Consider the following 21,626-nt stretch of genomic DNA (forward strand, 5'->3'; position numbering starts at 1 on the left):
TTACGCAGCCTCCAGTTGCTTCTGCTTCTGCGCGGCCATCTCGGCCAGCACACGACGATATTCGTTCGGCATCACCTTGACGAAGCGGCCACGATAGCTCGCCCAGTTGTCGAGGATCTCCCTGCCCCGCGGACTCGCGGTAAAGCGCACGTGACGCTCGATCAGGCTCTTGAGGATGTACTCGTCGGCCATCTCGAGGTGGTCGATATCTACGCGACCGTGGGATTCGAGCTCGTCGCCCGACTCCGAGCCCTTGCGCGCCTCGATTTCCTCCGGCACAGGCTCGAGGGCCACCTGAGCCATGTTGCAGCGCTGCTCGAAATCACCGGTCTCGTCCAGCACATAGGCCACGCCACCTGACATGCCCGCGGCGAAGTTGCGGCCGGTCTGTCCGAGCACGACGACGGTGCCGCCGGTCATGTATTCGCAGCCGTGGTCGCCCACGCCCTCGACCACCGCGGTTCCGCCCGAGTTGCGCACGCAGAAGCGCTCGCCACCCACGCCGGCGAAGAAGGACTCGCCCTCGATCGCACCGTACATGACGGTGTTGCCGACGATGATGTTCTCCGAGGTGGCGCCGCGGAACTCGGCCTGCGGCCGAACGACGATGCGACCACCGGAAAGCCCCTTGCCGACGTAGTCGTTGCCTTCGCCGACGAGCTCGAGGGTGATGCCGCGGCTCAGGAAGGCGCCGAAGCTCTGACCCGCGGTGCCAGTCAGCTTGACATGGATGGTGTCCTCCGGAAGCCCCTGATGGCCGTACTTGCGCGCCACCGCGCCGGACAGCGTCGCACCGACGGTGCGGTTGATGTTGCGCACCGGCAGGTCGATCGAGACCTTCTCGCCGCGCTCGAGCGCGGGTTCGGCCAGCTTGACGAGCTCGTTGTCGAGCGCCTTGTCGAGACCGTGATCCTGAATCTCGGTGTGACGACGGCTGACCTTCGCGGGAACGTCCGGCAGATGGAAGATGCGGCTGTAGTCGAGCCCCTTGGCCTTCCAGTGCTCGATGCCCTTCTTCATGTCGAGCAGATCGGCCCGGCCGATCAGGTCGTTGAATTTCTTGATGCCGAGCTGGGCCATCAGCTCGCGCACTTCTTCTGCGATGAAGAAGAAGAAGTTCACCACGTGCTCGGGCTGACCCGAGAACTTCTTGCGAAGCTCCGGATCCTGGGTGGCGACCCCCACCGGACAGGTGTTGAGATGGCACTTGCGCATCATGATGCAGCCTTCGACGACCAGCGGCGCGGTCGCGAAGCCGAACTCGTCGGCGCCGAGAAGCGCACCGATGAGCACATCACGGCCGGTCTTGATCTGGCCATCGACCTGCAGGCGGATGCGGCTGCGCAGGCGGTTCAGCACCAGGGTCTGCTGGGTCTCGGCAAGGCCGAGTTCCCACGGCGAACCGGCGTGCTTGATCGACGACCACGGCGAAGCGCCGGTACCGCCGTCATGACCTGCGATCACGATGTGATCGGCCTTGGCCTTGGCAACACCTGCGGCAACCGTGCCGACACCGATCTCGGACACCAGCTTGACCGAGATGTCGGCCTTGGTGTTCGCGTTCTTCAGATCGTGGATGAGCTGCGCCAGATCCTCGATCGAGTAGATGTCATGGTGCGGCGGCGGCGAGATCAGGCCGACCCCCGGCACCGAGTGGCGCAGGAAGCCGATGTACTCGGACACCTTGTGACCCGGCAACTGGCCGCCCTCGCCGGGCTTGGCGCCCTGGGCCATCTTGATCTGGATCTGGTCGGCGTTGACCAGGTATTCCGTGGTGACGCCGAAACGGCCCGAAGCCACCTGCTTGATGGCGGAGCGCAGGCTGTCACCCGCCTTGAGCGGAATGTCGCGCTCGATCCGCCCCGCGCCGATACGCTCGGCCAGCGAGGTGTCCTTCTCGATCGGCAGGAAGCGCATCGGATCCTCGCCACCCTCGCCGGTATTCGACTTGCCGCCGATACGGTTCATGGCGATCGCCAGCGTGGTGTGCGCCTCGGTCGAGATCGAGCCGAGCGACATCGCGCCGGTGGCGAAGCGCTTGACGATCTCCTTGGCAGGCTCGACTTCGTCCAGCGGCACCGGCGCACCGGCGGGCTTGATCTCGAAGAGGCCGCGCAGCGTCATGTGGCGCTTGCTCTGGTCGTTGATGATCTTTGCGTATTCCTTGAAGCTCTCGGCCTTGTTGGCACGCGTGGCGTGCTGCAGCTTGGCGATCGCGTCCGGCGTCCACATATGCTCTTCGCCGCGGATGCGGAAGGCGTATTCGCCACCGGCATCGAGCATGTTGGCGAGCACCGGATCCGGGCTGAAGGCCTTCTTGTGGAGGCGGATGGTCTCTTCCATGACCTCGAACACGCCGATGCCCTCGACCTGGCTGGTGGTGCCGGTGAAATACTTGTCCACCATGGCCTGCTTGAGACCCACTGCCTCGAAGATCTGCGCGCCGGTGTAGGACATGTAGGTCGAGATGCCCATCTTGGACATCACCTTCATGAGGCCCTTGCCAATCCCCTTGACGAAGTGCTTGACGTATTTCTCGCCGGTCTCGGCGTCACCGGCAAGCTGCTGCAGGGTTTCCATGGCGAGGTAGGGGTGAACCGCTTCGGCGCCGTAGCCGGCGAGCACCGCGAAATGGTGCACCTCACGGGCGGTGCCGGTCTCCACCACCAGGCCGGCACGGGTACGCAGACCCTTGTCCACCAGGTGCTGATGGATCGCCGAGAGCGCCAGCAGCGCCGGAATGGCGACGCTTTCGGCGTCGACCTTGCGGTCCGAGACGATGAGGATGTTGTAACCCTGAAGCACCGCGTCTTCTGCCTCGGCACACAGCGAGGCCAGGCGCGCCTCGACGCCTTCCTTGCCCCATGCAACCGGGTAGCACACGTCGAGTTCGGCCGAGCGGAACTTGTTGCTGGTGTAGCGCGCGATCTGACGGATCTTCGCCATGCCGGCAAAGTCCAGCACCGGCTGGCTGACCTCGAGACGGTACGGGGGGTTGATCTCGTTGATCTCAAGCAGGTTCGGCTTGGGTCCGATGAAGGACACCAGCGACATCACCAGCTGCTCGCGGATCGGATCGATCGGCGGGTTGGTGACCTGTGCAAAAAGCTGGCGGAAGTAGTTGTAGAGCGGCTTTTCCTTGGAGGAAAGGACCGCCAGCGGAGAGTCGTTGCCCATCGAACCGGTGGTTTCCTCGCCGGCCTTGCCCATCGGCTCGAGGATGAACTTGATGTCCTCCTGGGTGAAACCGAAGGCCTGCTGGCGATCGAGCATTCCGGCATTGCACTCCGGTGCGCTCGCATCCGACGGCACCGCGAGTCCGTCGAGCTTGATGTTGATGCGACTGATCCACTCGGCGTAGGGCTTGGCTGCGGCGAGCGACTGCTTGAGTTCCTTGTCGTCGATGATGCGCCCCTGATCCATGTCGATCAGGAACATCTTGCCCGGCTGCAGCCGCCATTTCTTGACGATCTTGCTGTCGGGAATCGGCAGCACGCCGGACTCCGAGGCCATCACCACGATGTCGTCATCGGTGACCAGGTAGCGCGCGGGGCGCAGACCGTTGCGGTCGAGCGTGGCACCGATCTGCCGGCCATCGGTGAACGCCACCGCGGCGGGACCGTCCCACGGCTCCATCATCGCTGCGTGATATTCATAGAACGCACGACGACGCTCGTCCATGTAGGTGTGCGACTCCCAGGCTTCGGGAATCATCATCATCACCGCGTGGGCGAGCGAATAGCCGCTCATCACCAGCAATTCGAGGGCGTTGTCGAATGCTGCCGAATCGGACTGCCCCGGGTAGATCAGCGGCCAGATCTTTTCCAGATCCGCGCCGAGCAGCGGCGAATGGACACCCTTCTCGCGCGCGCGCATCCAGTTGTAATTGCCGCGCAGGGTGTTGATCTCGCCGTTGTGGGCGATCATCCGGAACGGATGGGCGAGGTTCCACTTCGGGAAGGTATTGGTCGAGAAGCGCTGATGCACCAGGGCGAGCGCCGACACGCAGCGCGGATCCTGCAGATCGAAGAAATACTCACCCACCTGGGTGGCCAGCAGCAAACCCTTGTAGTTCACCGTGCGAGCCGACATCGAAACCATGTAGAACTCGGTGCCGTGCTTGAGCTTGAGTGCTGCGATGGCATTGGCGGCGCGGCGGCGGATGACATAGAGCCGGCGCTCGAGGGCGTCGGTCACCATGATGTCCGGACCACGACCGATGAACACCTGGCGGATCACCGGCTCCTTGGCCTTGACCGTCGGAGACATCGGCATGTCCGGATTCACCGGCACGTCGCGCCAGCCGATCAGGACCTGACCTTCGGCACGGATCGCGCGGGCAATCTCTTCCTCGCAGGCGAGGCGCGAGGCGATCTCCTTGGGCATGAATACCATGCCCACACCGTATGCGCCCGCGGAAGGCAACTGGATGCCTTTGGCGGCGAACTCTTCGCGGTAGAGCGCATCGGGAATCTGGATAAGAATCCCTGCACCATCGCCCTGCAGCGGGTCGGCGCCAACGGCACCACGGTGATCCAGGTTCTTGAGAATCTCGAGGCCCTGGGTAACGATGTCATGGCTTTTCGTGCCTTTGACGTGTGCGACGAAGCCGACGCCACATGCGTCGTGCTCGTTCTTGGGGTCATACAGACCCTGCTTCTGGGGGAGATCCATCCTGTCTTTCCTCGACAACACGTACATACCGGCGGCACAGGGCCGCGTCGCCGGCTTATGAGTCGCACAAACCGTGCGGGCGTCAAAAAAAGCCGGAGCGCACGAACTCACCGGCTTTACATGGCCTTTCCAAGGCTTCTGTCACTACTGGCGGACGCCTTGAATTTACCCCAGCGTGACGCTTCCTTTCAAGTTTTTTTGCGCTGCGGCAAGGATTTGAATCTTCAGTGAATTTCACCCACGGCAAAGAGACGGCGGTGCTCCTTCATCGCGTAGCGGTCGGTCATGCCCGCGATGTAGTCCGCGATCGCCCGCGGCTTGTCCTCTCTGGCCCGCAGCTGGTCCTGTGGCGGCAGAAGGCGCGGATCGCTCATGAAGGCCTCGAACAGGTCCCGAATGATGCGCCGGGCCTTGTCGGTCATGCGCAGGACCTGATAGTGCCAATACAACTGCTCGCGCAGGAACACCCGCAACGACTGCAAGTCCTCCTGCAATGCCTCACCGTACCCGACCAGACGTGGGGCAGCGTGTACATCCGCGAGCGTCCGGACGCCGTGCCGGCGGATGTTTTCGGATGTCTCGCGAATCAGGCTCACCGCCATGAGGTTGATCATTCGACGGATCGTCTCGTGAATGAGCCGACGACCGGAGAGTCCCGGATATTCGGCTTCGACGGCGGCACGATTGCGCGCGAAAACGGGCACCTGGGCAAGCTGGTCGAGGCTGATGAGCCCTGAACGCAGACCGTCATCGATATCGTGGTTGTTATAGGCAATCTCGTCGCAGAGGTTGGCAAGCTGCCCTTCGATCGATGGCTGCCGCTTGTCGATGAAGCGCTGGCCGAGCTCGCCAAGTAGGCGGGCGTTCCGTGGCGAACAATGCTTGAGGATGCCCTCCCGCGTCTCGTACATGAGATTGAGGCCGTCGAACGCGGCGTAGCGCTCCTCGAGCGTATCGACGATGCGCAGGGACTGGAGATTGTGCTCGAAGCCTCCATGGTCACTCATGCATTCGTTGAGCGCATCCTGACCGGCATGGCCGAAGGGGGTATGCCCCAGGTCGTGGGCCAGGGCGATCGCTTCGGCGAGGTCTTCGTTAAGTCGCAGCGCGCGCGCGATCGAGCGGGTGATCTGTGCGACCTCAAGGCTATGGGTCAGGCGGGTACGAAACAGGTCCCCTTCATGATTGACGAAGACCTGGGTCTTGTATTCCAGTCTCCGAAACGCGGTCGAATGAACGATACGGTCGCGGTCGCGCTGGAACTCGCAGCGGGCAACCGGGGCGGCCTCGACCCTGGTACGACCTCGGGAGCAGGCCTCGCTTACCGCATAGCCCGCAAGGTCCATGTCAGCCTCCCAACCTGGCAGCGATGGCAGCGAGGATGTCCTCTCGACCGGCGCCGCCATGAATGACTGCCTCGCCAATGTCTTTCAGCAGCACAAGACGAAGCTTGCCATCCTCGACCTTCTTGTCATGCGCCATGAGCTCGAGATAGCGCTCAGCACCCAGATCCGGGCCGTGCACCGGCAGGCCCGCCCGCTGGTGAATCCGCTCGATCCGCGCCACCTGGTCCGCATCAAGCCAGCCCAGACGCTCGGACAGCTCGGCGGCCATCATCGCCCCAGCAGCCACCGCCTCGCCATGCAACCACACGCCATAGCCCATGCCCGCCTCGATTGCATGACCGAAGGTGTGTCCGAGGTTGAGTGTCGCGCGAACACCCTGCTCGGTCTCGTCGGCCGCGACCACTTCGGCCTTGTTGGCACACGAACGCGCCACCGCTTCGGCCAACGCATCCGGATCCCGCTCGACGAGCGCCGGCAGCTTGGCCTCCAGCCACTCGAAAAAGGATCGATCGCGGATAAGGCCGTACTTAATGATCTCGGCCAGCCCCGCCGACAGTTCGCGCGCGGGCAAGGTATCCAGCGTGGCGATGTCTGCCAATACCAGCCGGGGCTGATAGAAAGCACCGATCATGTTCTTGCCGAGCGGATGATTGATCGCGGTCTTGCCGCCGACCGACGAGTCGACTTGTGACAGCAAGGTTGTCGGAATCTGAATGAAAGGGACACCACGCTGGTAGGTCGCAGCCGCAAAGCCGACCATGTCACCGATGACGCCGCCACCAAGCGCAATGAGCGTGGTCGAGCGCTCGCACCGAGCGCCAAGCAGTGCGTCGAAAATCGAGTTGAGGGTCGCCCAGGTCTTGTACTGCTCTCCATCGGGCAACACCACCCGCGTGACGTTCACGCCGGCAGCTTCGAGCGGTCCAGCCAGCCGCGCCATGTACAGCGGCGCGACGGTCTCGTTGCTGATGATGGCCACGCGCGGGGCCTTGAGTGCATCAAGAACAAGATCGGGTTGGTCGATCAGACCACGCCCGATGTGGATCGGATAACTGCGCTCACCGAGCGCGACGTTCAACGTTCGCATGACTGCCTGAGTTCCCGTTCAATGTTTCGCGCCATCGCATGTGCTGAACCACGACCGCCGCTCATCACCAGATGGGCTACCTCACGGTATAACGGTGCCCGCTGCGCATGAAGTTCGCGAATTCGCTGGCGCGGGTTTTCGACCTGCAGAAGAGGCCGGTTGCGGTCATGACGGGTCCGCTCCCACAGGATTTCGGGCGAAACCTCGATCAGCACGACGAAGGCATGCTCGCGCAGCAGTTTCCTGTTTTCTTCTGCAAGCACGATGCCGCCTCCCGTGGCGATCACGAGACCCGACGTAGCGACGAGTTCGGATAGAACCTGGGACTCGCGCCGGCGAAACCCTTCTTCCCCCTCGATCTCGAAGATCACCGGAATCTGTACGCCGGTACGCGCAACGATTTCGTGGTCCACATCCACAAAGCGACGACCGAGCCGCTTCGCAAGATCCTTGCCGACAGTGGTCTTGCCGGCACCCATCATGCCGACCAGACAGATTGGGGTTTCTGGCTCCATAGCCGCAGGATTGTAACCGCAATGAACGTAAAAACGGGCCGCAGAGCGGCCCGCAGAATGGCTTTTACGGTGAGGAGTCAGTAAATGATGTTTGCGCGTATATAGTCCGCAGCAGATGGCAGAGGAAGAATCGTCTGCGTCCCCGTCAGCGAGAAGGCAACCGGCGCAGCAGGCGCTCCGACCCCACGGGTATAGGCCACGAGTTCGTTGACCCCACGAATATCGCCACGGAACTCCACTTGGCATACACCGCTGACGGTTGCACACGCGGCGGTAGGCTGCCCTGCGACGTCACCGACGACAAGACCATTGTTTGCAACCACGAGCACCTGGGTACCGTCAGGCACCGGTTGGGCAAGTGAGTCCGCGACGGTAAGGATGAAGAGGCACGGATAGGTCAATGGCTCGGCAGGTTTCCCGCAGCTCGAGTTTGCCTCGTGCGATATCGCGAAATGACTCTCGTCCGGGAAGCCGGTCGATACGACGAGCTGTACACCGGAACGATAAATCCGCGTCGGCTCGGCACTCGTCGGCAGAGTGGCCTCGACCCACAGCGAGATCGGCGTGCTTCCCGCAGTCACGGTTGCGGTGACCTCGCCGTTCGTATCCGAGAAAAGGGAGGCTGTCGTCCCGCCGTTGATCTTCAGTCCGCCCAGATAGGTGGACAATTGGAGATCGACGCGCGCGGACGATACGGGATTGTCGTCTATGTCGAATACCTTGAACTTCACCTGCGAAGTCTGGGAGAGGTTGGGCCACCCCGTGCCGTTGGTCGTCGAAAGGACCAGCGTTGCGGGTGAGGCCGAGACAAACTGCAGATATGCCGGATTGCCGACGGTGCCGGTCACATTCGATGCGTTGGCCTGTACGGCTGCACGATCGGTCGCCGTTTCACCGCCCACCGTATCGAAGGTGCCCGCGACGAAGAAGGCTCCGGCGGCCGACGGCGTCAAGGCACTCAGCGTGGTGACCGCCACACCCTGGTCATTCGTGAGTGCCGTCGTCGGTGCAACCTCGGCAATCGATGAAGCACTCTGGGCCTCAAAGGTCACTACCGCGCCCTTGATCGGGTTTCCGCTGCCGTCCCTGGCGACAAGCTTCACGCTCAGCGGTTTGCCGAAGATGAGGCGATCCGATGCGCTGCCCGAATCGTCGGCAAGCGAAATCGTGGCAGTCGGAACGAGCGTTGTTCCTCCACCGCCCGAGCCAGTACACGAACTGAGCAGCGGATTGCACGAATCACCCCCTCCCCCACCACCGCACGCGGCGACCAATCCAACAACAACCACAACGCCGAGGCGCTGAATCAATGACTTAAACATTCATGCTCCTTGATACTTGTCACCGCTCTCAGCGGTTGACCAACTGGTCTTCGACCACACGGGGGGTAATGAAAATGAGCAGCTCGGACTTCTGGTCGTTCTTGTAATCATTGCGGAACAGGCGCCCCAGAACCGGAACGTCACCGAGGAACGGCACCTTGGTCGTCGAGTTGCCTATGGTCTGTTGGTAGATCCCGCCAATCACCACCGTTCCGCCGTTATCGACCAGCACTTCGGTCTTGACGTGCTTGGTGTTGATCGGGACACCGCCAGCCAGTTGCCGCGTGTAGTCCGGGGTATCCTTGTTCACATCCAGGCTCAGCATGACCCGACCATCCGGCGTAATCTGTGGCTTGACCTTGAGCGACAGGTTGGCCTTCTTGAATGACACGCTCGTTGCACCGGAGCTGGACGCTTCCTGGTAAGGAATCTCGACCCCCTGCTCGATCACCGCGTCGATCTGATCCGCCGTCATGACTTTCGGTCGTGAAACCACCTTGCCTCGCCCATCTGCTTCGAGGGCGGATATTTCAAGGTCGAGGAAACGGGTTGCGGCACTGTTCCACAGCACCAGCGAAATCGCGCCGGCCTGCTGCCCGGGGAAATTGGTCGTCGTGTTGACCGGGAGATTGACTGCCTGACCATCGGCAAACAGATCGGGTTTGTCTTCAACCAGACCGGCCTGATAAGCACTCGAATTCAGACCGCCGCCGATCGACGTGCGCGGAATGCCGGACACGTTGGTGCTGCCGAACACGCCGCCGAAGCCCAGGCGCGCACCGATCTCCCGGGAGAAGGTGTCAGTCGCCTCGACGATCCGCGCTTCGATCAGGACTTGCCGGGCGGGAAGATCGATCTCCGATATCAGCCGACGCACATCCTCGAGCCGCGTCGCCACATCCTGCACGAAGAGCTTGTTGCTTCGCTCATCGACCACCACGTTCCCGCGCTTGGAAAGCACCGTCTGATCCTTTGCACGGAGGAATTCCGCAACGTTCTTGGCCTTGTGATAGTTGATGCGGAAGGTTTCGGTAACAAGCGGCTCCAGATCCCCGATCTGGGCCTTGGCTTCGAGTTCGAGCTTTTCCCGGGCGGCAAGCTCGTCGCGCGGGGCAATCCAGATCACGTTACCGTTCTTGCGTTTGTCGAGCCCCTTTGCCTGCAGGATGATGTCGAGAGCCTGATCCCACGGCACATCCTTGAGGCGCAGGGTCAGGCTTCCCTGGACGGTTTCGCTCGTGATGATGTTGAAGTTGGTGAAGTCTGCAATCACCTGCAACACCGAACGGACATCAATGTTCTGGAAGTTAAGCGACAGCTTCTCGCCCTGATAGCCCTTCTCGTTACCCTGCACCAGCTTGCTCGGATCCTCGACCACGCGCTTGACCTCGATCACGAACTGGTTGTCGCTCTGGTAGGCGTTGTGCTCCCACAGGCCATGCGGCGAAATGGTCATCTGCACGTTACCACCCTGCTCTTGAGAAACCACGCTGGTGACCGGTGTCCCGAAATCCGTGACATCGAGACGGCGGCGCAGCGGCTCCGGCAGGCTGGTCTTCATGAGATCAACGACGAGGTTCGCCCCCTTGCGCCGAATGTCGATGGCGGTATCCGGCGAACCGAGGTCAACGATGATCCGTCCTTCGCCGTTGGCACCGCGACGGAAATTGATGTCGCGGATGGTGCGATCCACTGCGGCGGCGGCCGATTCTTCGGTGGCATTGGAGAAAGCTGCGGCCGAAGCAGGACGTGCCGCGGTCTCGGACGGCGAAACCGTGATGAACACGTATTTGCCGTCGAGACGCGTCTCGTAAGGCACCGAGCGGTTCAGGTTGAGGACAAGTCTCGTACGGTCGCCCACCTGGACGATATTCGCACTCCGGAGATCCCCGGCGTCGAGCACCTGGACATTCCGGCCCAGACCGTTACCCGTATCGGTGAAATCGAACGCAATCCGCGCCGGGGTCATGACGCTGAAGCTGGGCGGCGGTGTCGTCATGGGCTTCTGCATGGTCAACCGAACGACCACTTCGTTTCCGTTCTGGTTGACTTGCAAGGCTTCGATACTGTTGCCGACAACGACCTCTTCAGCCGTGGCAGCGGTGGCGGCACCATGACTTGCAACAGGAAACAGGGTCGATGCGGCACAGATCGCGCCACAGACCAGCTTTACGATTCCCCTTCTCATTTCTTAGTCTCCTGCTCCTGCAGATGCAGAGTGCTCACACGTTCGCCCCATTCGCCGTTCATGTCTTCGACCAATTCCTTGATCGACACTTCCGCGCCTGAAATGCCGGTCACCACGCCGAAATCCTGGCCCAGATAATTTCCTTTGCGCACCTGATAAAGCGCTTCACCGGCTTTCACCAGCGCGAGGTTTTCCTTGCCACGCTGGATCACACCGACGAAAGACAGGCTCTCGAGCGGGAACGCCTCGAGCGGCTCACGTCGCCGGTTGACATCGGGCCTGAGGCCGCCGACCGCCCGTTTGTCCGGCTCCATCTTGCTCGGGCGGAACGGGTCGGTCACCAGCGTTTCGTCGAACTCGACCACGGGCGCCGGTTCTATTTCAGGCAGGGGCTTGACGCCTCCCTTCATGTGGGATGCTTCTTCGGTCATCCACTCCTGGATGTCCTGCTCCGGGCTGGAACAAGACACCAGCAGCGGAGCCAGCAGAATTACGGTGAGTATCCGGAACGTCATGATGATATTGGCCCCGTCTGCGGATTCATTTCGTCTTGGCTTCCCTGGCTTCCTTGGCTTTCTTGCGCTGGGCAGCCAATTCATCCTCGTCGAGGTAGCGATAGGTCACCGCCTTGCCATCGAGCATCAGGCGTCCGTCCTTGTCGGAAGCGATCGCGATGTCCTGCATCGTGACGATGCGCGGCATCTTGGCCACATCGCTGATGAAAGCCCCGAGGTCCCGATATGCACCGACCACTTTCACGGTTATCGGCATCTCGGCGTAGAAATCACGAACCACGTCTGAGCCCGGCTTGAAGAGATCGAACTGCAACCCGCGCCCCAGGCCGGCCTGGTTGATATCGGCAAGCAGGGAATCCATTTCCGCCTTGTTCGGAAGCTGCCTCAGCAGTGCACCGAACTGCCGGTCGATCTCGGCGAGCTGTTGTCGATGCGCGTCAAGATTGACCGCCATACGCTTCTTGCCCATCCACTCTTCGCGCAGATTCTGTTCGGCCGCTTCGCTGGATTTCAACTGGTCGAGCTGGTCGCTCCAGTCGAACCACCACGCGCCGACTACCGTGAGTACCAGCACCACCGCGAGCACCGCGATGCGCGGCGCCAGCGGCCACATTCCCGGATCATTGGGGTCTAGCCCCTTGAAATCACGACCAAGCCGCTCGAAGTCGATCGACCGCAGGCTTTCAACCGCCGACTTCGCACTCACTTGGCTTTCTCCTTGGGCTCACCATCTGCGTCCACCTTGCGATCGATGCTGACGACGAGGTTGAATTCGCTGACCCGCCGCCCATCGACTACCGCTGCCTTGGTCTCGATGAGTTGCGGTTCCTTCAGCGTGGGCGAGCCCTCGAGGTTGCGCATCAGTATCGAAACCCGCGCATTCGATTGTGCGTAGCCGATGAACTGGATCTTGTCGCCGGTTTCCTTGATGGACTTGAGGTAGACGCCCTCCGGCATCTGCCTGGCCATCTCGTTCATCAAATGGACCGCCTCGGTACGGTAGGTCTGCAGGGACTCGATGACCTGTTTACGCGACAGCAGTGCCTCAATCTGTTCCTTGAGCCGCTTGATCTCCGCGATTTCCCCGTCCAGCACGGCAATCTCGCGCTTCAGATAATTGTTTCGCGACTCCTGCCGCTCGATGGAACCGGCGATCACCGAGTGCACGAGGAACGCGATCACGAGACCGATCAGAAGCATGATTCCGACCAGTCCGTAGAACTGCTGGCGCCGCTCCTTGCGCTTCTGCTCTCGGTGCGGCAGCAGGTTGATGCGAATCATTAGTCGAATCTCCGCAATGCCAGACCGCAGGCGACAAGCAGGCTGGGCGCATCAGCCATGAGGTTCTTGGGTCGGATCTTCTGGGACAGGGTCATTCCAGCGAACGGGTTGGCCACCATGCACGACACCTGCGTGCGCCCGGAAACGACCTCGGCGAGGCCCGCAATTACCGCACAGCCACCCGCCAGGACGATCTGATCGACCTGGTTGTACTGCGTGGAAGTGAAGAAGAACTGCAGCGCCCGCGAGATTTCCAGTGCCAGACTGTCCATGAAGGGGCGCAGCAGTTCGGTCTCGTAGTTTTCCGGCAGACTCGCACTGCGCTTGGCTGCCTCGGCTTCATCAAAACTCATGCCGTACTGTCGGGCAATATCCTGGGTCAACAGATTGCCGCCGAACGACTGCTCGCGCGCGTATATCTGATGACCATCACGCAGAACGGTCACATCGAGCGAGGTTGCGCCGATATCCACCAGCGCAATGATTTTGCCCTCCATGCCGCCCTGTATGTTTTTCGCGACCAGTTCGAAAGCTGCCTGCGCCGCAAAGGACTCGACATCCACGACCTGCGCCTTGAGGCCGGCGGCCTCTGCGGCCGCGACTCGATCCTCGACCTTTTCCTTTCTCGAAGCGGCAATAAGCACCTCGACGTCGTCGCTGTCGCCGGCGGGGCCGATTACCTGAAAATCCAGATTGACCTCTTCCAGAGCAAACGGAATGTACTGGTTGGCCTCGGCCTCAACCTGTACTTCCATCTCCTGTTCGCGAAGGCCACCCGGAAGCGTTATTCGCTTGGTGATCACCGACGAGGCGGGCAGCCCCATCGCGACCAGCTTGGCGTTGCTGGCCATCCGCCTCAGCGCGCGTCTGACGGAATCGGAAACGGCTTCAAGATTGGCAACATTGCCATCGACAACTGCCTCACGCGCCAGAGGTTCGACTGCGTAGCGCTCGATACAGAAGCCCGTTTTGTCATCGCCGGACAACTCCACCATCTTTACCGAAGACGTGGAAATATCCAGACCGATCAAAGGGCGCGCCTTTCGAGCAAAAAGCGAGAAATCAAGCACGTGATTTTCCCTTTATTTTCCGTTAGTTACGCGCACAAACAATAATTCGCTTGAAATGCTAACAACAAGCCACCCGGGTGTAAAGTTAAATCGGGTCAGGCACTTGCGGTGGTGCACATTTGCGTGGCGCTCTATAATTCGGCTCCTTGTCCGCCACTGGAAACCCGATGCGCTGGGTCCTATATCCGCTTGCCGTCATTTTTTCACTTGCCCTTGTTGCACTGGCCGGTGTAGCGGCACTGACCGCCTTTTCCTGGCCGAACCTGCCATCGGTCGACATCCTCACCGACTATCACCCCAAGATCCCCCTGCGAATCTTTACTGCCGACGGTCACCTTCTCGCCGAATACGGCGAAGAACGTCGCTCTTTCGTGCCTATAGACCAGATTCCGGCAGTAATGAAAAACGCGGTGCTCGCGGCAGAGGACGAACGTTTTTACGAGCACCCCGGAGTCGATGCTATCGGCATCGCCCGCGCAGCCCTGGCCAACCTTACCTCGGGCGGAAAGCAGCAAGGCGCATCGACCATCACCATGCAGGTGGCACGCAATTTCTTCCTCACGCGCGAAAAAAGTTTTAGTCGCAAATTCTACGAAATCCTTCTTTCCATAAAGATCGAACGCAATCTCACCAAGGACCAGATCCTCGAGATCTACCTCAATCAAATCTATCTTGGGCAGCGCTCCTACGGTTTTGCAACTGCCGCTCGTACCTATTTCGACAAATCCGTGAAAGACTTGAGCATTGGAGAAGCCGCAATGCTCGCGGGCCTGCCGAAGGCCCCCTCCGCCTACAACCCGATTGTGAATCCGAAGCGCGCGGCGCTGCGCCAGGCCTACGTGCTTCGTCGGATGCGCGAACTCGGATTTATCACTGAGTCGGAGTTCCGAGAAGCCACGGAAAACCCGGTACGTGCGGTCTCTGCTCGCAGCAGTCCGAACCGGATCAACGTACACGGCGAGTATGTTGCCGAGATGGCGCGACGGATTGCAGTGGAGCAGTTCAAGGACGCAGCCTACGAGATGGGGATCCGCATCACCACGACCATCTCCAGCGAAGACCAGGAAGCCGCATATCAGGCGCTTCGCAAGGGCGTGCTCGACTATGACCGTCGCCACGGCTATCGAGGGCCGGAATCCTTTGCCGACATGAAGGACATCCGCTCGGATCAGGACGAAGCACTGGACGACATTCTCGCCGATGTGCCCGACTACGATGATCTGCTGGCAGCCGTAGTGCTCAAGGTCGAACCCAAAAAGGTTACGGCATACCGGCGCGGCACGACGATCGAGATCGAGGGAGCTGGACTGCGCTTTGCGGCGCCGATGCTTTCGGATCGGGCCCCTGCGGGCAAGCGGGTGCGGCGCGGCGCGGTCATTCGGATCCGCAATACCGGAAAGGGCTGGGAGATTCTCCAGCTTCCGCAGGTTCAGGCCGCCCTGGTCGCAACAGACCCCCATAGTGGTGCAATCAAGGCACTGGTGGGTGGTTTCGACTTTGGCCTGAGCAAGTTCAATCACGTCACCCAGGGCTGGCGCCAGCCAGGATCCAGCTTCAAACCCTTCATCTATTCGGCAGCGCTCGAGAAAGGCTACAGCCCGGCCAGCTGGGTGGATGACTCTCCCCTGAGTTTTTCTTCCGGTGTTACCGGCAGTCAGGCGTGGGAGCCAAAGAACTATGACGGGCGCTACGATGGCCCGATGACCATCCGTGACGCGCTGGCTCGCTCGAAGAACATGGTGTCGATTCGTTTGCTGCAATCGATTGGACCGGAGTACGCGCAGGACTACATCACCCGTTTCGGCTTCGAGCGAGACCGTCACCCGCCCTACCTCACCATGGCTCTGGGCGCAGGTTCGGCAACGGTGTGGGAGATGGCCAGCGGGTATTCGGTTTTTGCCAATGGCGGCTTCAGGGTCGAGCCCTACATCGTCAAGGAAATGGTAGACGGCGACGGTCGGGTACTTGCCCGGGTGGATCCGCCACTGGCCAGCGAGTCGGCAGCGCGGGTCATCGACCCGCGCAACGCCTACCTGATGGATTCGATGCTTCGCGATGTTGTCCGGCGCGGCACCGGAGCCCGCGCCCGCAGCCTGGGTCGAAACGATCTGGCCGGCAAGACCGGCACCACGAACGATTACGTCGATGCCTGGTTCTGCGGCTATTCACCCCGCCTGGTCGCAATCAGCTGGGTCGGTTTCGACCAGCCGCAGAACCTTGGCCGGGGTGAAACCGGCGGTGCAGCCGCACTGCCGATCTGGATCGATTTCATGCGCTCCGCGCTCAAGGACGTACCGGAAACCCGGCTTGAGCAGCCGCCCGGCCTGATCCGCATCCAGACGGAAGACGGGAACAGCAATGAGCTGATGTATCAGGAAAACCTCCCACCCGTTCCGCCGGAGCCGACCATCGACCCGGACGCGTTGCCGCCACCTAGCGAAGAGCCGTTCAGCTACGGCCCGGGCTTCTTCCCATCGCCGCCGACGCCATCTCCGGCACCGGCGCCGGTCGCTCCCGCCCCCCAGCGCAACCCGGCGCCCGTCTACGATCTGGCACCACGACCAATCAAGCGAAACTAGGTGAGCGCACCGCGCTGTCGGTGCGCTGCGGGGCGGTCACTCATCGCCAGCCGAAAGGTCGATGTTGCGTCCAGCCTGCTCGCTGAATATCCGCCCGAGGGCGGCGTAAAGTTCCACGCCGTCACGCGTCCCGAGCCACTTCCCGGATTCGGGCCTGAAGTGAAATCCGCCGCTTTTGGCCGCGACCCAGATCTCCCGCGCCGCGGTGTGGCGGTTGATCACGACCTTGCTGCCGTTCACGAACTCGAGTTCGAGCACGCCTCCGGGCTGCACCTCGAGCTCAATGTCATCGTCAAAGGCTTCGAGCGCCTGCTCAATGCGGGTCAGCTCCGCTTCCGCCAGCACATTGAATGCGGCCTCATCCATTTGTGTCACTCCATCTGTTAACATCGCCGTTTTATCCGGATTCGCCATGCGCGCTCTTCGATTTCTCTGCTTTGCGTCCCTGGTAGCAGTGCTGGCCAGCTGCGGCATCAAAGGGCCCCTGTATCTGCCCGATACCCGGCCGGCGCCGGACGGCAAGGCCGGACACGAGCCGGCGGATCATAACAACAAACTCCGGCAGGACGCCCCGCAATGAGCACCTATCCAATTTCCACGCTGCACGAAGAAGCAGCGGGTCTTTACCTTGAAGGCGTATCGTTGGCCACACTGGCCGAGCAGTACGGCACACCGACCTACGTTTATTCCCGCGAGGCCCTGACGGTCGCTTTCAATGCCTACCAGGCGGCCTTGAAGGGACACCGTGCGAGGATCTTCTACGCGGTCAAATCCAATTCGAATCTGGCGGTACTCAACCTGTTCTCGCGGCTCGGCGCCGGTTTCGACATCGTGTCGGGGGGGGAGCTCGCACGGGTCCTCGCGGCTGGCGGCGATGCGGGGGTAGTCGTGTTTTCCGGCGTCGGAAAATCCGAAGCCGAAATGCGGCAAGCTCTGCGGGCGGGGATACGTTGTTTCAACGTGGAATCAGCAGCCGAACTGAACCGACTGGCAGCCATTGCGAGCGACATGGGCAAGATCGCACCGATCGCCCTGCGGGTGAATCCGGACGTCGACCCGAAGACCCATCCATACATCTCGACCGGCCTGCGCAGCAACAAATTCGGTGTTGCCTTCGACGAAGCCCTGACGCTGTATCGCCGCGCAGCCACCCTCCCGGGCCTGAGGATCAGCGGTATCGCCTGCCACATCGGCTCGCAGTTGCTGGATCCAGCCCCCATTGCGGAAGCTGCCGACAAGATTCTCGGTCTCGTCGATCAACTCGCCGGAGAGGGCATTCCACTCGACCATATCGACCTAGGCGGCGGGCTCGGCATCCGTTACAAGGACGAAACACCGCCCACGCCGGCGGAGTACCTCGCACCGCTGCTGGCACGATTCGCCGGCCGAAGCGAAGAGATCAGTCTCGAACCGGGCCGCTCACTGATCGGCAACGCCGGCCTGCTTCTGACCCGCATCGAGTATCTGAAGCCCGGATCGGAAAAGAATTTTGCGGTGGTCGACGCAGCCATGAACGATCTGGCGCGCCCGGCGCTCTACGATGCCTTCCATGAAGTGGTCACGGTCAGCCGTTCCGATACGGCCACGCAGCGTTACGAGATAGTCGGACCGATCTGTGAAAGCGGGGACTTTCTTGCCCATGACCGCGAACTCGCCGCAGCCCCTGGGGATCTTTTGGCCCTGTTGTCGGCGGGAGCTTACGGCATGACCATGAGTTCGAACTACAACACCCGTCCGCGGGCCGCGGAAGTCATGGTGGACGGAACACGCACATGGCTGATCCGCGAACGCGAGCAGATCGCAGACCTGTATCGGGGTGAGCACATGATGAACGCTGACTGAGCAGGCAATCGACCGCCGGCAGGATCGAAGCGGCCAATGCGCCGTTCCTGCCGGCGCCCCGTATCGACCATCTGCGACATCATGTCGCACGACAACTTGCAGCACGCTACCGTATGGTTGCGCCCGCCGGGCCCCGGACTCCTCCCGGGCCCGATAACGGGAGTACGCAATGCGCATTACGGTTTTCAGGCTCAGCCCGCTGGCGCTGGCCCTTTCCACACTGCACGCCGGGACGACTCTTGCATCCGAGGATACCGCCCTCGATGCCGTCGTCGTAACCGCTCCAGCCATGGAGAGCCCGCTGACGGTCAGCACCGACCCGAAGGCGCCACGGCAGCCGATGCCGGCTCACGACGGAGCGGATCTGCTCAAGAACATTCCCGGCTTCTCGGTGATCCGCAAGGGCGGTACCGACGGCGACCCGGTATTTCGCGGAATGGCCGCATCGCGCCTCGGCATTCTCCTCGATGGCGAAATGATTCTCGGCGGTTGTGGGATGCGCATGGATCCTCCCACGGCCTATGTATTCCCCGAAGCCTACGATCGGGTAATCGTTCAAAAGGGGCCTCAGACGGTCCTTTACGGCCCCGGAAACAGCGCCGGCGTGGTCCGCTTCGAGCGTACACCGCCGCGGTTCGACAGCACAGGCAGCCGCTTTGACGGCAGCCTGCTGGTCGGGAGCAACGATCGCAACGATCAGGTCGTCACCGCTGCGACGGGCACCCCACAATTCTACGCAGATGCCGCGGCAACCCGGTCCGACGCCAACAACTACGAGGACGGAAGCGGGCGAGAAATTCATTCGGCATATACCCGATGGAGCACGAATCTGGCACTTGGCTGGACACCAGACGCAAACACGCGAATCGAATTGAGCCTGGCGAAAAGCGATGGAGAAGCGGCATATGCCGACCGATCGATGGACGGCGTCAAGTTCGACCGGGAAAACGTGGGGCTGAAATTCGAGAAACGCATGATCTCGCCATGGCTGGCAAAGCTCGAAGCGCAGCTCTATCGGAATTACGTCGACCACGTAATGGACAATTACTCGCTTCGCACCGCGACCGGCATGAAGATGGTCAGCAACCCGGACCGCGAAACGACTGGTGGACGAATCGCGGCAACACTGAACGTCGCCCCATCGAGCGTTCTTGATCTCGGCATCGACTTTCAGAAGAACGAACACAGCCTGCGCTCGGCAAGCAGCATGATGTCCGACCCCGATTACGAATCCCTGGACCGAAAGCCGGACATGCGCTTCGAAACCCTGGGAATCTTTGCCGAACTGGCCCACGAACTTGATGACACTGATCGCGTGATCGGCGGATTACGGCTTGATCGCAGCACCGCAGAAGATCAACGCACCGGCAAGACAAGCTCCGGCACGAAGGAAACCGACGACCTCGCGGCAGCCTTTCTGCGCTGGGAACGTGCGCTCGGAGGCGGCAAGACACTCTACGCGGGTATCGGTCATAGCGAACGTGCAGCCGATTACTGGGAGCGGACGAAGAACCCGGCGGCCACCTCGCCGATGATGACCGGAGCGGCCAGTACGTTCTCGCTGGCCCCCGAAAAGACGACACAGCTCGACCTCGGCGCCATTCATCGTGCCGGCCCGCTTCAGGCATCGGTTTCGCTGTTCTACGCCAAGCACCGTGACTACATCCTGATCGAACAACTTCCGCTGGTAAGCAGCTTCGCCAGCACCGCGCGCAACATCGACGCAACTACCTACGGGCTCGAGAGCGATATGAGCTACCGACTCGCACCGCGCTGGACGGGTACCGCCACGCTCGCCTGGGTCCATGGCAAGAATGACACGGATGGCACGCCGCTTGCCCAGATCCCGCCCCTCGAAGGCCGGCTCGGTCTCGAATATGACACAGGGGTCTGGTCAGCGGGAGCCCTATGGCGTCTCGTCGGCGGTCAGCACCGTGTAGACGTCGGCGCCGGAAACATCGTCGGCCAGGATATAGGACCAACCGCGGGATTCGGCGTGTTCTCGATCAATGCCGGCTACCGTGTCCGCAAGGACGTCCTTGTCAGCGCCGGAATCGACAACCTGTTCGACAAGACCTATGCCGAACACATTTCGCGCAGTGGGGCAATGATCAATGGTTACGAACAGACCACGCGGGTCAACGAACCGGGACGCACGTTCTGGCTGAAAGCGCGGCTCGCGCTCTGACGCGGCCGGCTCCACGCACGAGGCCCCGATTGCCAGCGGGGCCTCGGCAAGCTGCTGTTCAGCCGCGGCGACGCCGTGCAATCCCTGCGAGCAGCCCCAGGCCAGCCAGCATCATTGCGTAGCTTTCCGGCTCGGGTACTGCGGCAGCGACCGAAAATGGTGTGAGATCGGGCTCGGCATCGGCACTCGCCACCTTGAAGATCGACCAGTCGGCAGCGTTGTTCACCGTCGATGCGTAGCTTCCGAATACACTCGCGCCGCTTCTTGGCCCGACATACGTACCGAAGCGGGTCCCGGCATCAAGCGCGACCGCAGTGGTCCCAAGGATCAGACCCGTGCCGTTCAGCTGGTCTCCGACAAAGCCGTCGTTCGATATCGCCGCCAGAAAGCCGGACGGGTTCGCATCGTCGGCGCCAATATAAGCAAAGAGCCCATCGCCACCGCCCGCCAGGTTCGCAGTTCCGGTTGCGCTCAGCGCTCCTGCGCTCGCGCTGCGATCGGCAGCACGATTCACGCCGCTGAACCGAACCACGGCACCTGCCGCGACCGCTTCGGCGCCAAGCGACCATGTGTAGACCGCCTCACCCGAATTGAACGCACCGCCGACACCAAGCGCCTCCCCGTTCCATTCGTTCTCGGTGAAGTAGATCACCGTGTCCATCGGAAGATCGGCGAGCGCCACGATGGCCCAACCATCTTCGTCGGTATTGAAAGAAGTGAATGCAATATCGCCAGCTTCCAGTGCATGGGCATTCACGACCGCCAGCAGCAAACCACTGGCAAGAAGCGTATTTCTCATCAGAACCTCCCCTTTTAACAATGCCATCTGCATTGCCCGGCAGAGGATATGCATTGCCACCAATGCAAGTCAAACAATTAATACCATTGACATATTCAGCCTGGTGTATGCAGTCGCGCGCGGTGGCGGCGACGCACCACGTCATGGAGCAAAACGGGATCAGCCAAGAGCGCCTTCGCGCGGCTCCGCCCCGGCGCAGGGAGAGGAAGAGCCCCGCGGG

General features: G+C 61.4%; 16 protein-coding genes. 4 read left to right on the forward strand and 12 right to left on the reverse strand.

What is annotated here, in order from left to right:
* The 10 genes from GQB03_RS12925 to GQB03_RS12970 form a co-directional block, all read right to left on the reverse strand.
* Positions 1-4,674, reverse strand: a complete 4,674-nt coding sequence (locus GQB03_RS12925) for a glutamate synthase-related protein (RefSeq protein ID WP_159689868.1) — start codon at positions 4,672-4,674, stop codon at positions 1-3.
* 224 nt (positions 4,675-4,898) lie between these two features.
* On the reverse strand, positions 4,899-6,020 hold the full coding sequence (locus GQB03_RS12930; RefSeq protein WP_159689871.1) for a deoxyguanosinetriphosphate triphosphohydrolase: 1,122 nt from the start codon (positions 6,018-6,020) through the stop codon (positions 4,899-4,901).
* A 1-nt stretch (position 6,021) separates the two neighbouring features.
* Positions 6,022-7,107 (reverse strand): 3-dehydroquinate synthase, encoded by a 1,086-nt coding sequence (gene aroB / locus GQB03_RS12935; protein WP_159689874.1) that lies wholly within the window; start codon positions 7,105-7,107, stop codon positions 6,022-6,024.
* The gene (locus GQB03_RS12940; RefSeq protein WP_159689877.1) at positions 7,095-7,622 is read right to left on the reverse strand and encodes a shikimate kinase; all 528 of its coding nucleotides are present in this window, start codon (positions 7,620-7,622) and stop codon (positions 7,095-7,097) included. The genes aroB and GQB03_RS12940 overlap by 13 nt, the downstream gene beginning before the upstream one ends.
* Before the next feature lie 77 nt (positions 7,623-7,699).
* On the reverse strand, positions 7,700-8,944 hold the full coding sequence (locus GQB03_RS12945; RefSeq protein WP_159689880.1) for an Ig-like domain-containing protein: 1,245 nt from the start codon (positions 8,942-8,944) through the stop codon (positions 7,700-7,702).
* A 28-nt stretch (positions 8,945-8,972) separates the two neighbouring features.
* Positions 8,973-11,132, reverse strand: coding sequence for a type IV pilus secretin PilQ (gene pilQ / locus GQB03_RS12950; RefSeq protein ID WP_159689883.1), 2,160 nt, complete (start codon positions 11,130-11,132; stop codon positions 8,973-8,975).
* On the reverse strand, positions 11,129-11,731 hold the full coding sequence (locus GQB03_RS12955) for a pilus assembly protein PilP (RefSeq protein ID WP_235027053.1): 603 nt from the start codon (positions 11,729-11,731) through the stop codon (positions 11,129-11,131). The genes pilQ and GQB03_RS12955 overlap by 4 nt, the downstream gene beginning before the upstream one ends.
* Positions 11,673-12,353, reverse strand: a complete 681-nt coding sequence (locus tag GQB03_RS12960; protein WP_235027054.1) for a type IV pilus inner membrane component PilO — start codon at positions 12,351-12,353, stop codon at positions 11,673-11,675. Before GQB03_RS12960 ends, GQB03_RS12955 begins: the two co-directional genes overlap by 59 nt.
* Complete coding sequence (locus GQB03_RS12965) at positions 12,350-12,928, reverse strand: PilN domain-containing protein (protein WP_159689886.1); 579 nt, start codon at positions 12,926-12,928, stop codon at positions 12,350-12,352. The genes GQB03_RS12960 and GQB03_RS12965 overlap by 4 nt, the downstream gene beginning before the upstream one ends.
* Positions 12,928-13,998, reverse strand: coding sequence for a pilus assembly protein PilM (locus GQB03_RS12970; RefSeq protein ID WP_159689889.1), 1,071 nt, complete (start codon positions 13,996-13,998; stop codon positions 12,928-12,930). Before GQB03_RS12970 ends, GQB03_RS12965 begins: the two co-directional genes overlap by 1 nt.
* A 167-nt stretch (positions 13,999-14,165) precedes the next feature.
* Between GQB03_RS12970 and GQB03_RS12975 the strand changes: the two genes are divergently transcribed.
* Positions 14,166-16,577, forward strand: coding sequence for a penicillin-binding protein 1A (locus tag GQB03_RS12975; protein WP_159689892.1), 2,412 nt, complete (start codon positions 14,166-14,168; stop codon positions 16,575-16,577).
* A gap of 36 nt (positions 16,578-16,613) precedes the next feature.
* On the opposite strand, the gene cyaY is transcribed toward GQB03_RS12975, so the two are convergent.
* Complete coding sequence (gene cyaY, locus GQB03_RS12980) at positions 16,614-16,943, reverse strand: iron donor protein CyaY (protein ID WP_159689895.1); 330 nt, start codon at positions 16,941-16,943, stop codon at positions 16,614-16,616.
* 46 nt (positions 16,944-16,989) lie between these two features.
* Here cyaY and lptM point away from each other — a divergent pair, with 46 nt between their 5' ends.
* The 3 genes from lptM to GQB03_RS12995 all read left to right on the forward strand — a co-directional run bounded on the left by lptM (position 16,990) and on the right by GQB03_RS12995 (position 20,607).
* Positions 16,990-17,157, forward strand: a complete 168-nt coding sequence (gene lptM / locus GQB03_RS12985) for an LPS translocon maturation chaperone LptM (protein WP_159689898.1) — start codon at positions 16,990-16,992, stop codon at positions 17,155-17,157.
* Positions 17,154-18,419 carry a diaminopimelate decarboxylase gene (gene lysA, locus GQB03_RS12990; RefSeq protein ID WP_159689901.1) on the forward strand — a complete coding sequence of 422 codons (1,266 nt, stop codon included), beginning with the start codon at positions 17,154-17,156 and terminating at the stop codon, positions 18,417-18,419. The genes lptM and lysA overlap by 4 nt, the downstream gene beginning before the upstream one ends.
* Positions 18,420-18,588: 169 nt before the next feature.
* A complete protein-coding gene (locus GQB03_RS12995) occupies positions 18,589-20,607 on the forward strand; it encodes a TonB-dependent copper receptor (protein WP_159689904.1) in 2,019 nt (672 codons plus the stop codon).
* Between the two features lie 58 nt (positions 20,608-20,665).
* On the opposite strand, the gene GQB03_RS13000 is transcribed toward GQB03_RS12995, so the two are convergent.
* Complete coding sequence (locus GQB03_RS13000; protein WP_159689906.1) at positions 20,666-21,406, reverse strand: PEP-CTERM sorting domain-containing protein; 741 nt, start codon at positions 21,404-21,406, stop codon at positions 20,666-20,668.
* Between the last annotated feature and the right edge of the window lie 220 nt (positions 21,407-21,626).

It is taken from the genome of Cognatazoarcus halotolerans (assembly GCF_009800965.1).
Lineage (GTDB): Bacteria > Pseudomonadota > Gammaproteobacteria > Burkholderiales > Rhodocyclaceae > Cognatazoarcus > Cognatazoarcus halotolerans.